The following is a 12,116-nucleotide window of genomic DNA, read 5'->3' on the forward strand; positions in this document are numbered from 1 at the left end:
CCCGCTACTTCACTTCGATGAAGGCCACGGGCGCGCCGCCGTTGGACCAGGACAGCGCCTGGTCGCAGGTGAAGGCCCACTGGGCCGCGGCCCAGACGGGATAGAGGCCCGGCTGGGTGGGCGCGGTGAGCGAGAAGGTGCTGTTCGTGGCGCTCGTCGTGCCCATGCCATTGTAGATGCACGTCTTGGAGCCCTGGTCGATTCCGAAGACCAGCTGGGCCCAGCAGCCGGGGCAGCCGCCCGACCCCGGGTCGAGCTTGTAGTCGGTGGTGATGTCGACGCGAGCCCCCGGGAAGACGTTGATCTTGTGCGAGCTGTTCCCGTTCAGCCGGAGGTTGTTGACCCTGCCCCAGCTCCACTCCCACGGGTCGGCGTAGACGCCGATGAGCCCGAAGGCCGGTCCGCTCACCGCCGCCCCGAGCGCCGCGGCGCAGTCCGGCGCGCGCGTGTGATTGCCGTGCACCTTGTGGATGCCCGGGGTCGTGGGCGCGATGAGCTCCACGTCAGCGTGGCTCTGCACGGGACCGACGCCATCGAAGGCGCACGCGCCGGTGCCATCCTGCACCCCGAACACGAGCTGGTTGTTGCACCCGATGCACGGGTCCGCCCCCACGAAGTAGTCCGTGGACAGGGAGAAGGGCTTGCCCGGCGCCACCGCCACGGTGCGATGCCCCGACCCCAGGGACACGTCCGTCACGTTCGCGAACGGGGGCCAGTCGAAGGAGGTGGTGGGGGGGATGACCACGGCGCTCGCCGACTCGCCCAGCGTGGCCTCCGACTCCATTCCAGGCGGCGGTGCCGCCTCGCAGCCCACGAGCCCCAACCCCACCACGAGACTCCAGCTCCACAGCCTCGACGTGTTCAAGGACATACGTCCTCCGGGATGTGGTGCTTCGTCGACGGGGCCTGTTCCCCGTGCGCGAGCACCACACCTGGACGACGCGGGCCTGGGTTGTTTGTTATTTCGCGCGCGCCGTCAGAGCCGATAGCCGCCGGTGACCTCGATGCGCTGGCCGGTGACCCAGCCCGTCTCCGGCGCGAGCAGCATGGCGATGACACCCGCGACGTCCTCGGGCTGTCCCAGGCGCCCCATGGGCGTCTGTTCGATGACGGTCTTCTGGAGGGCGGGGTCCTTCATGACGCCGCCGCCGAAGTCGGTGACGATGCCTCCGGGCGCGACGGCATTCACCGCGATGCGCCGCGCGCCCAGCTCGACGGCGAGCGACCGGGTGAGCACCTCGAGGGCGCCCTTGGCCGCCGAGTAGACCGAGAGCCCCGGGAGGGCGTAGCGGGCCAGCCCCGTCGACACGTTGACGATGCGCCCACCGTCGGCGAGCAGGGGCAAGAGCTTCTGCGTCAGGAAGAAGGGGCCCTTGAAGTGCACCGCGAGGAGCTCGTCGAACAGGGCCTCGCTCGTCTCGACGAAGGGCGCGTAGCCGCCGACGCCCGCGTTGTGGACCAGGGACTCGAAGCGCTCGCGGCCCCACGTCTGCTTCAGGGCCTCGCGCACCTGGGACACGAAGGCGTCGAAGGTGTCCGTCCTGCCGACCTCCAGCCGCAGGGCGACGGCCTTGCGCCCCCGGGCCCGGATGGCCTGGACGACCTCGTCCGCCTCCTTGTTCCCCGAGCGGTAGGTGACGATGACGTCGCTGCCTCGCTCGGCGAGCGCCAGCGCGGCGCTCCGGCCCAGGCCCCGGCTGGAGCCGGTGATGAGGGCGATGGGGACCTGCCTGGTGGCTTCGGACATGGGCGTATTCCTCTCTCGTGCCGCGTGATTGCTGGCCTGAGTTGTAAATACGTCCCGTCCCGGGAACTATAGACCTTTTCCCCCTCTACGGACGTCTTCGTTCCCTAGGAACCTGGAGGTAACCATGCCCATCGTGAAGGAGCTCCCGCTGGTGCCCGCGGAGCGCGCGCTGAAGGTGATTGGCGGGCGCTGGAAGATCTTCGTCCTCTACTTCCTCTTCGAGGGACCCAAGCGGCTGTCGGAGCTGCGACGGGTGATTCCGGGCGTGAGCCAGAAGGTGCTGGTGCAGCAGCTGCGCGAGATGGAGCTGCACGGCGTCGTCGCGCGCGAGGTGTTCGCGGAGGTGCCGCCGCGCGTCGTGTACACGGCCACCGCGCTGGGGCTCAGCCTGCGGCCCATCGTGGGCGCGCTGTGTGATTGGGGCAAGCACCACGCCGCCGAGCTGCGCGCCCTCGACGAGCCGGCGCCGACGGGCGCGTCATCGAGGCGACGGGCACCCGCGACGCGAGCGGGTACCGCCGCCCGCCCGGCCGTCAGTAGTAGTCGCGCAGGGTGAGCCTGCGCTGCTCGCCGCCCTTCACCGTGAGGACCACCGTCTGGCCGCTGGCGCGATACCGCCAGCTGGACCGCGCCTGGTTCGACGCGTCGGGGCCGAGCGGCTTGCCGTCGATGGCGACAATCTCCTCGCCCACCTTCCAGCCCGCGGCCTCCGCGGGGCTCCCGGGCGCGACCAGCTTCACCTCGAGCCGGCCCTCCGAGGAGGGGAGCACGAGCAGGCCGGACCGGTCCTTGCGGAAGGGCTGACGCAGCGCCCGCGCGTCGGGCACGAGCATCAGCGTGTCCGTCTGGTAGTCGGTGAGCATCCGGAAGCGCGCGAGGACGCCCAGGCCCAGGTTGCCGAGCAGCCGGTCCGAGGTGGAGATGCTGTTGCCGGCGTCGTCGAACACCGTGGGCACGTTTTCCAGCGTGACGCCCGCCAGCTCGATGTGCTTCAGCGTCGCCACGTCGCGCTCCCTCAGGCCGCCCACGGCGCCGGACAACGTCTTGGAGCTGGGCCGTCCCTCCAGCAGCCGGGCCTCCTCCCAGTACGCGGGGAAGAGCGAGAGCGCGCCGCCGTTGCCCACGTCGAACAGCACGGGGATGGCGGGCCGGCCCTCGATGGAGAGCTGCACCGCGCGCTGCCCGCCCGCGGACTCCACCAGCGGCAGCCGCACCGCCTTCGCGGGCGGCTTGAAGTGGGCGCGGTCGTGGAAGGCGACGCGCCGGTTCGGGAAGTCCACGTCCACCACGAGCTGATGGAAGGCCTCCTTGCCCAGGATGACGGGCAGCGGGTGTCCCAGCATCCGCGCGACGGGGGCCAGGTCGATGACCGCCACCGTCAACCCCGTCAGCCTGAGGTTGCCCATCCCGATGTCCACGCCCGACGCGAACTGCGCCTGCGCCTGTCCGCCGCTGCCCACCGCCGCGACCTGGCCCTCCGTCTTCAGCCCCAGCGTGCGGGCGTAGGCCGCGTCCACCACCGTCATCTCCGCGCCGCTGTCGAGCAGCACCTGCGTCGGCTTGCCGTTCACCCTGGCCGGGATGAAGACGCGGTTGTCGTCGAAGAACTCGAACGGGAGGAAGCCCGTGGTGTGGCGGCCGTTCGTGAAGCGCGCCTTGCGCACGTCCTGGGGACGCTCGAACACCGCGGGCGCGATGGGCACGTTCAGCTCCAGCGTCTCCACCACCGTGCGCGAGTCGGAGTCCGGGTTGTCGGTGAGCTCCTCCTCCAGGAAGGGCATGCGCACGCCCTCCACCTGCCGCCAGTCCCCCAGGCGCACGAAGCGCGTGACGTTGTTCTCGCGGATGCGCAGGCCGTGGAGCGCTCCAGTGGCGTCGTCGAGGAACAGGTCATAGAGGTCCTCGTCGCCGAAGGTGACGCGCACCACCTTCCAGGCGCGGCCATCCCGCGTCTCATCGGCGCGGGGCTCGAGCTTCGCGCCGTCGCCCCCTCGCAGCGCGGTCCCCAGCTCCAACGCCAGCTGGTGCCGCGCGTCGCGGGCGTCGGTGGGCGAGGCATCCTCCACCTGACCGCTGGCGTTGAGCTTCCAGCCGCCCTCGGGCGTGAAGGCCATCGAGTGGCGCACCACCCCGAAGTCCTCGTCGTGGCGGACGCGTCCGTCGCGATGGCTCCAGGACTCCATCGTCCCCTGGAGCCCGGAGGTCGAGGTCTTCCCTCGGACATGGAGGCTCTCCAGGCGCGTGAAGGCGTCCCCACCGCGCCACGCGAGGTGACGCGCGATGAGCGTCCGCGTCGCGTCCGCGGGGGCGGTGAGAGGGAGGAGCACGAGGGCCAACAGGAGCGGGAGCAGGGGTCTCATGGGGTGTTTCCGCGCTTGGGGGTGGAGGGCTGGCCCACGAGCTGCCGCAGTCCGGGCGGGCTCGAGCCGACGAGGGAGAAGGCGCGTGACAGCCGGGCGCGCGTGGCCTGGGGCGCGCTCAGGCGCACCTCCGCGGACAGCCCGCTGTGTTGCAGACAGGAGAGGTAGCCGCTGTCGCTCCAGATGGCCTGCTTGACGCCGGCGCCGTCGGGGGTGAGCAGCGCGACCAGGAACTCGCGTGCGTCGACCACGAGCGTGAGCTGCGCGCCCGGCCAGCGCTCGCGCACGAACTCCGCGTTGGAGGACAGCACGCAGTCGAAGGCCACCTTGGGCGTCTCGTCGTAGACGAGCCCCGCGATGGCCACGTCGCGCGCGCTCGCCTCCGTGAGGGCGGGGACGAGCGCGGTGAAGGGGGGAGGGAAGAGGTCGAAGAGCACCTGCTCGGTGGCCGAGGCAATCATCGCCCGCGCGCGCTCCATCACCTGCGCGGTGCTCTTCAGGTGGTAGATGCGGTCGTCCTGCGCGGGGGCGTGCAGCTTGCGCAGCGCGCTCGCCGCCTCGCTCCTGCGCGTCTCGAAGCCCCGCTGCAGCGCGGCGAGCACCTCGTCCGGAGGCACGGGACGAAACGAGCGCGGCTCGCCTTCCTCCACCAGCACCGCCCCCTTGTGCTCCAGCGACGCGAGCGCCTGGTAGATGCTCGGCGGCGCCTTCCCCAGCGCCTGCGCCAGGCGGTAGCCCGTGGCCGGCGCCCCCTTCAGCAGCTCGCAGTACACCCGCGCCTCGACCTCGGTGAACCCGAGCGCCACCAGCCCTTCATCCGCGTTCATGGGGCTGTTATTACTCGAAGATAATAATAGTCAAGCCGATGAAGCGGCCCGGGGTGCTCGCCTGCCTTCCCGGGGGAGGACTTTCGCGTTCCGGGGCGCCTGCTTAGGGAGGTCCGAGGGCCCCGCGCGAAGCCGTGCCCCGGACTCCCCGCTGTGCTAATCCGTCCTGGCGGTACAGCGACGTCCCTCACCTCCCTCGGGAAGACACTTCATGGCCGGCAGCAGTCTGATTGCGCTCATCGACGACATCGCGACCATCCTGGATGACGTCTCCATCCTGACGAAGGTGGCGGCGAAGAAGACGGCAGGCGTGCTCGGAGACGACCTGGCGCTCAACGCCCAGCAGGTGACGGGCGTGAACGCGGACCGCGAGCTGCCGGTGGTGTGGGCGGTGGCGAAGGGCTCGCTGGTCAACAAGGCCATCCTGGTGCCGGCGGCGCTGGCCATCAGCGCGCTGGCGCCGTGGCTGGTGACGCCGCTGCTCATGGTGGGCGGCGCCTACCTGTGCTTCGAGGGCTTCGAGAAGATCGCCCACAAGTTCCTGCACGGCGCGGAGGACGAGGCGCACAAGGCGGAGCTGCGCGAGGCGCTGGCGAACCCGGCCGTGGACCTGGTGGCGCTGGAGAAGGACAAGATCAAGGGCGCGGTGCGCACCGACTTCATCCTCTCCGCCGAAATCATCGCGATCACCCTGGGCACCGTGGCCGCGGCGACCTTCGCGACCCGCGTCTCGGTGCTGGTGGGCATCGCGCTCATCATGACGGTGGGCGTGTACGGGCTGGTGGCCGGCATCGTGAAGCTGGACGACGCGGGGCTCTACCTCAGCCGTCAAGCCAGCGGCTTCCAGCGCGGCCTGGGCGCGGGCATCCTCCGCGCGGCGCCGATGCTGATGAAGTTCCTCTCCGTGGCGGGCACGGCGGCCATGTTCCTGGTGGGCGGCGGCATCCTCGTGCACGGCGTCTCCACCCTGCACCACATGGAAGAGTCGTTCACGGCCTGGGCCTCGTCGGCGCCCGGCGTGGGCAGCATCCTGGGCGGCCTGGCCCCCATGCTGCTCAACGGCGCGGTGGGTCTGGCCGCGGGCGGCGTGCTGGTGCTCCTGCTCACGCTGGGCCAGAAGCTGGTGAAGAAGAAGTAGCGGCGCGCGAAGCCCGGGTGGTTGCGTCACCCGTGCGAAGTCGGGTGAGCTGCGCGCAGGTCGCAAGCTCCACCCCGAGGTCGGGAGGATGTCCCGATGACGCGCGCGCTGCTCCAGCGAATCTCCCTGTGGTCCCTGGCCCTCCTGTGTCTCACGGGGGCGGCGCCGCCCGGTGCCGCCACCGCCGACACGACCGAGGCCCTGCGCGCGGAGCGTCGGGTGCGGCTGGTGAAGCTGTGGGGCGATGTCCGCTTCCGGCACCCCTGGGCCTTCTCCATGCCCGCCGAGTGGGACGCGGCCTTCCTCGCCGCGCTCCCCAAGGTGGAGGCCGCGAGGGACGCGCGCGAATACGCCGCCGCCGTGCAGGGGATGCTCGCGGTGCTCGGTGATCCAGCGACGCTGGTGGAGCCCGAGACGCCCGTCGTCCGGAAGGAGCCCGCGCCGGCCCTGCGTCCGCTCAAGAGCTGGGAGAAGGACGTCCTGGTGCTGGACCTGCGCAACCTCCTGGGGCCGGAGGCGTTCGCGACCTTCCGTGAGCTGAGCACCACGCTCGACGCGGAGGCCGCCCGCGCGCGCGCGGTGGTTCTGGACCTCCGCATGCGCGGGCTCGAGCGCTATGGCGCCTCGTGGGTGGCGTCGCGGCTGCTGCCGCACTTCATCGAAGGCGAGCTGAGCGTGCCGGGGCTTCGCGAAGTGGCCCACGCGGGGCTGCGCGCGCAGGATGGCACGGACGGCACCTACCACACCGAGCTCGTCGCCTCCGCCAGTGAGCTGCTTGTGGGCACCCCGGGACGCAAGCCCGCGCGGCTCGTGTTCCTGGTCGATGAGGACTCCGCGCTCGATGTCGCCATCCTGGCCCTGCGCGCCCAGGGAAAGGCGCTCCTGGTGGCCGAGGGGCCGCTGAGCATCGCGTCCCTGAATCACCAGCTCCCCGTGCCGTTGGGCGAGGGCTTCCAGGCGCTGGTGAGCCTGGATGAGCCGGTGTTGCCGCTCGAGGCGGACGTGAAGCGGCCCGCGCGCGCGACGACGACGGGGCCCGACGAGGGGCTGCGGCAGGCGCTCGCGCTGGCGAACCGGCCTCCCAAGGCGGCGGCGGTGGCACTGTCTTCCAGGCCCGTCCCCGCCTGGCGCCCCGAGCCGGCGTATCCGGACGCGCTCCAGCCCTCGCGGGAGCTGCGGCTGCTCGCGGGGGCCAAGTTCTGGAGCGTGGTTCAATTCTTCTTTCCCTACCACTCGCTGCTGAGCCGTCCCTGGGAGGCGCGGCTGCCCGGGCTGCTCCAGAAGCTGGAGGCCGCGAAGGATGCGCAGGCGTATGCGCTGACGTTGGTCGAGGCGGCCACGTGGCTCGAGGACGGGCACGCCCAGATGCGAGGCCACCCCGAGCTGGAGCGCTTCTATGGCGCCTCGTTGCCCATCTGGCTCACCGACCTCGACGGAAAGGCCGTGGTGCTGGAGGTGTTCGTCCCGGAGGCCGTGCCGGGCCTGGCCGTGGGGGATGTCATCGAGACCTTCAATGGCGAGCCCTTCGAGGCGAGGGTCCGTCGCGTCACGCCCTACGTGGCGGCGTCGACGCCGCAGATGCTGCGGGACTTCCGCCTGCGCCGCGCGGCGTCGGCGCCGGACGGCACCGTGTCCACGCTGGGCGTGCGCGGTCCCCAGGGCTTGCGGGAGGTGAAGGGCACGCATCGGCGCGGGATTCCACCCCAGGCGCAGGTGGGGAGCCCCTGGCGGATGTTGGAGGGCAACATCGGCTTCGTGGACCTGGGGCTGCTGGAGGAGCAGCAGGTCCCCGCGATGTTCGAGGCGCTGAAGGACACGCGCGGCATCGTGTTCGACCTGCGGGACTATCCGCGCGGCACGATGTGGGCGCTCGGGCCGTACCTCGACGTGAAGGGCTCGCGTCCGTATGCCGTGTATGAGCGCCCGCTGGTGCGGGGCCTGCGTTCGAGCCAGCTGAAGTCCAGTGACGCCGTGCCGGCGCGCCCGGGCCCGAAGTACCGGGGCCGCACGGTGACGCTCATCGACGCGCGCGCCATCAGCCAGGCCGAGCACATGGGGCTCCTGCTGGCGGCCACCACGGACACCGTCTTCGTGGGCAGCCCCACCACGGGGACGGACGGAGACGTCACCCGGGCGCTGCTGCCCGGAGGGGTGGTCTTCTACTTCACCGGGCAGGCGGTGCTGCACGGCGACGGGCGGCAGCTCCAGAAGAAGGGACTGGAGCCGCACGTGAAGGTGCGGCCCACGCTCGCGGGGCTGCAGGCGGGCCGCGACGAGCTGCTCGAGCGCGCGCTCCAGGTGCTGCGCGAGGAGCCCGCGCCGAAGGCCGCCACCCGGAGGGAGTGAGGGCGGCGGCGCGTGGCTACTGCTGCAAGTAGCCGGAGGCCTGGATGAAGGCCTTCACCGCGGCGACGTCGCCGTAGTCGAGCTGAATCATCTCCCGGAGGGCCGCGCGCTTGTCGGCGGCCCGCGCGTGGTAGCCCCGGGCAATCTCGTAGCCCACGTAGTAGCCGAGGTCCGACACGCCGAAGGTGTTGGTGGGCGCGTTGTAGAGCCAGTCCGTCAGGGACGCGCCGTCCATCTGCGCGACGAAGTGCTCGCGGATGGCGTCCGCGTGCGCGGGGCCGTAGCGGTACATCTCCAGCGGGGGGCGCTTGCCGGTGACCTGCTCGGCGACGAACTCGGCCACGCCCTCGTAGACGACGCGCGAGGCGAGCACGTCCGCCATGTCTCGCTGCTGCGTGTGCACGTACTCGTGGACGTTGTTCTGGCCGTTGTTGTCGATGGGGCGCGTGGCGAAGAAGGCGCCCAGGCGGGTCTTCATCGGCTCGGGGAACTCGGACACGTCCACCGACTCGTCCGTGAGCGCAATCTCCGCGCCGATGAGCACCTTGTCGCCGAGCGTCGTGCCGCCGGTGCGCATGGCGCCGATGGCGTAGGTGATGGTGGCGGGCCGCAGCTCGGGATACAGCTTCCGCAAGGTGGCCAGGTCCTGCTCCAACGACGCGGCCGCGCTCCGGGCCCGCGCCGTCAGCGGGCGGACGGAGGCCCAGTACCTGGGATAGCGGGTGATGACGTCCGCGTAGGACTGGGCCGTGTAGTCACGCGCCTGCATCAGGGCGTGCAGCCCGGGGCTCCCCGGGTCGATGTAGAGGCGCTGGAGGAGGGCGGCGCGCTCGGCGACATCCGGGGTCGCCACCGCGGCGTCGTGGGCCACCCAGAAGCGCTCGATGTCCTCCGTCACCACGGCGGTGGACGCGGCGACGGTCGGGGATGCGAGGGACGTCTCGGGGGGCTTCAACGTGGGGGCGCACCCCATGAGGAGGGCCGCCAGTACCGCTGTTCTCCACTGCATTCGGTGCTCCAGGAATCCCCCCAAGGTGATGTCCCTATACCCGGGCCGCCCTGTCTCCGCATTCGCGCACCGCGCTGTCGATGCGAATCGTGACGGCTGTGTCGGGAGTTCCGTGGTCTTCTGCCCCGAGAACCTGGAGGCGACACGTTGGTGAGCAAGCGACTGAGGGGCCTGAGTCTGTGTGCGTGGGGGGTCTGCCTCGCCTGTGGTGACTCGACGTCGGAGGACGCCTGTGATGGCCCGCCGCCGGGCGGTGCCTCGGCTATCGAGTGCAGGGCCGGGTGCGGCTACCAGTGTGGACAGCAGTGCGCGGATGTCTGCGCTGCGGGAGGTTGTTGGTCCTGCTCGGCGGGGACGTGGAGGAACCAGCCCATCGACTGCGTCCCCACGTGCCCCTGATGGGCACGGCCGCCACGGACGCTTCACGGAGAGGGAAGCTGAAGCCCAGCGCGAGGAGCACGCCCATCGCGAGCCCCAGCAAGAGGCCCAGGCTCAACCGGGCGAAGCCTCCGCCCGCGCTCAGGGCGCCGCCCAGCGTTCCGCCGACGGTGGATGCAACCCACAACAGGCTCAGCATGTCCCACAGGCTCACCATGAATGACCTCGGCGCTGCGAATCATGGCCCCTGACCCGGGTCTGATTCAGCGCGCGGTGTGAGTGAAGCGGGATGCGCTGTGCAGGGAAGGGGGGCGGCGTGCCCTCCGCCTCACAGTCCCTGTGCCATGCGGTGCACGCCTCGCACCTGTCCTCCTCGGGGCGCGCATGGGCATATGGCTTGCTCAGCGGGCCGTCCATGGCTGGCCGGGGCTCTTCGAACAGGGACGGAATGATGCTTCATGTGCATGCGCGCGGCTTCGTGGCCACGCTGCTGGTGGGATTGCTCGGGGTGTGCGCGGGTTGTGGCTCCAGCGGTGGAGGCGAGGGGCCTCCGCCGAAGCCGGAGCCCGAGGTGACGGTGCCGGGCGCGCCGACGGAGGTCCAGGCGCAGGCCGGTGTCCGCTCCGCGCAGGTGAGCTGGAAGGCGCCCGCCTCGAACGGTGGCGGCGCCATCGTGAAGTACACGGTGACGGGCACCGGCGGCGTCACCACCACGACGACCGGCGCCACGACCGCGCTGGTGGCCGGGCTCGCCGACAACACGAGCTACACCTTCCACGTCCGCGCCACCAACGCCGCCGGTGACGGGCCGGAGTCGGGCTCCTCGACCCCCGTGACGACGCTGGCCCTGCCGGGCGCCCCACGCATCCTCGAGGTCTTCCCCGGGAACTCGACGCTCCAGGTGAGCTGGGCGCCGCCCGACTCGGATGGAGGCGCGAGGGTGCAGTCGTATGTCGTCGAGCTCCTCGATGCCGCCACCCCGCGCTCCGAGGCGACGCTGAGCACCAGCGTGCTGCTCACCGGGCTGACGCCGGAGACGGAGTACCAGGTCGTCGTCCGCGCGGTGACCGCGGTGGGGAAGGGGCCGCCCTCGGCGCCTCGGCTGTCGAAGACCCGGTGTGACAACGTCGGCTGGACGAAGCTCCCCCAGGTCGCCGTGGAGGCGGAGCTCCGGGGACTGGTCGCGGGGGACTTCGACAAGGACGGGAAGCCGGACCTCGCCGGGACCCGGATGACCGAGAGGACGGTGGCGAGCTACCTCGGACAGGGCGAGGGGCGCGTGCGCAAGCAGGGAGAGTTCGGCGTCGGCGCGGACCCGCAGCAGGTACTCACCGGCGACTTCAACAACGACTCGCTGCTGGACGTGGCGGTGCTCAACACGCGCAGCCAGACGGTGAGCGTGCTGCCCGGGCTCGGCAACGGCGACTTCGGCGAGGGACGCAGCACGCTCACCGGCGCGGGGCCGTGGGCGATGACGACCGCGGACTTCGACGGTGATGGGAACCTGGATGTCTTCACCGTCAATACGAGCCTCTCGACGGGCAGCTCGACGCTGAGCTGGATGAGGGGGAATGGGTTCGGCGCGCTCACCCGGCAGGACTTCAACCTCCCCTTCGCCGCGCTCACCGTCACCACGGCGGACTTCGACGGGGACGGACACCTGGATGTGGCGCTCCCCGCGTCGCTCGTCTCCGACGTCTACGTCTACTTCGGCTCGGGAGACGGCAACTCGTTCCGCTCGGGCGCTCGCTACTCCGCCCAGAACCAGCCCAGGCACGTGGCGGCCGCTGACTTCAATCACGATGGCCGGGCGGACCTGTTGGTGACGAGCAAGGGAGATTCCTTCAACGAACCCGAGGTGAGCGTGGGGCTGGGCCGAGGCAACGGCACGTTCGATGCCGCGAAGCGCTTCCCCGTGCTGGGTGAAGTGGGCGCGCTGCTCGTGGCGGACTTCGACCAGGACGGTCACCTGGATGTCGCGGTGACGCACGACGAGTCGAAGACGGTCAGCTTCCTGCGCGGCCTGGGAGATGGCTCGTTCGCGGCGAGGAGGGATGTGGTGCTGGACGCCATGCCGCGCGGGCTCGCGGCCGGGAACTTCAGCGGCGGTGACCGGCTGGAGGTGATGGTGAGCCAGGTGGGCTCGACGTCCCTCACGCTGCTGTCGACGACCTGCCTGCCGTGACACGACGCCTCGCTCCGGTACCGCGTGTGTCGGAGCGGGGAGCGCGGCTTCAGCCCATGTGGCTGCCTTCCCCTTTCCTCCTCGACCCCGTCGAGCTGCGTGGCGCCGTCCCGGAGACCGAGGCGC

The 12,116-nt window shown here is 71.0% G+C and carries 9 protein-coding genes; 4 read left to right on the top strand and 5 right to left on the bottom strand.

From position 1 onward, the window contains the following. Positions 1-4: 4 nt before the first annotated feature. Both AC6JA9_RS10835 and AC6JA9_RS10840 read right to left on the bottom strand, forming a co-directional pair. On the bottom strand, positions 5-871 hold the full coding sequence (locus AC6JA9_RS10835) for a hypothetical protein (protein WP_497959625.1): 867 nt from the start codon (positions 869-871) through the stop codon (positions 5-7). A 105-nt stretch (positions 872-976) separates the two neighbouring features. Further along, the gene (locus tag AC6JA9_RS10840; protein ID WP_223785474.1) at positions 977-1,747 is read right to left on the bottom strand and encodes an SDR family NAD(P)-dependent oxidoreductase; all 771 of its coding nucleotides are present in this window, start codon (positions 1,745-1,747) and stop codon (positions 977-979) included. A 124-nt stretch (positions 1,748-1,871) separates the two neighbouring features. Here AC6JA9_RS10840 and AC6JA9_RS10845 point away from each other — a divergent pair, with 124 nt between their 5' ends. Continuing rightward, positions 1,872-2,303, top strand: a complete 432-nt coding sequence (locus AC6JA9_RS10845; protein WP_223750247.1) for a winged helix-turn-helix transcriptional regulator — start codon at positions 1,872-1,874, stop codon at positions 2,301-2,303. Here the strand turns inward: AC6JA9_RS10845 and AC6JA9_RS10850 are convergent. Together AC6JA9_RS10850 and AC6JA9_RS10855 are read right to left on the bottom strand one after the other, a co-directional pair. Beyond that, positions 2,281-4,107, bottom strand: coding sequence for a retropepsin-like aspartic protease (locus AC6JA9_RS10850; RefSeq protein ID WP_497959626.1), 1,827 nt, complete (start codon positions 4,105-4,107; stop codon positions 2,281-2,283). The two genes, AC6JA9_RS10845 and AC6JA9_RS10850, sit on opposite strands and share 23 nt — an antisense overlap. Then, positions 4,104-4,934, bottom strand: coding sequence for a TrmB family transcriptional regulator (locus AC6JA9_RS10855; RefSeq protein ID WP_223750249.1), 831 nt, complete (start codon positions 4,932-4,934; stop codon positions 4,104-4,106). Before AC6JA9_RS10855 ends, AC6JA9_RS10850 begins: the two co-directional genes overlap by 4 nt. A gap of 211 nt (positions 4,935-5,145) precedes the next feature. Between AC6JA9_RS10855 and AC6JA9_RS10860 the strand changes: the two genes are divergently transcribed. Next, the gene (locus tag AC6JA9_RS10860; protein WP_223750250.1) at positions 5,146-6,072 is read left to right on the top strand and encodes a DUF808 domain-containing protein; all 927 of its coding nucleotides are present in this window, start codon (positions 5,146-5,148) and stop codon (positions 6,070-6,072) included. Between the two features lie 96 nt (positions 6,073-6,168). After that, positions 6,169-8,418: a S41 family peptidase gene (locus tag AC6JA9_RS10865; RefSeq protein ID WP_497959627.1), complete on the top strand. Its 2,250-nt coding sequence runs from the start codon at positions 6,169-6,171 to the stop codon at positions 8,416-8,418. 16 nt (positions 8,419-8,434) lie between these two features. On the opposite strand, the gene AC6JA9_RS10870 is transcribed toward AC6JA9_RS10865, so the two are convergent. After that, positions 8,435-9,427: a DUF2268 domain-containing putative Zn-dependent protease gene (locus tag AC6JA9_RS10870; protein WP_223750252.1), complete on the bottom strand. Its 993-nt coding sequence runs from the start codon at positions 9,425-9,427 to the stop codon at positions 8,435-8,437. A gap of 826 nt (positions 9,428-10,253) precedes the next feature. Here AC6JA9_RS10870 and AC6JA9_RS10875 point away from each other — a divergent pair. Beyond that, positions 10,254-11,990 (top strand): FG-GAP-like repeat-containing protein, encoded by a 1,737-nt coding sequence (locus tag AC6JA9_RS10875; RefSeq protein WP_223750253.1) that lies wholly within the window; start codon positions 10,254-10,256, stop codon positions 11,988-11,990. Positions 11,991-12,116: the final 126 nt, after the last annotated feature.

The sequence above is a fragment of the Myxococcus sp. MH1 genome (assembly GCF_059738865.1).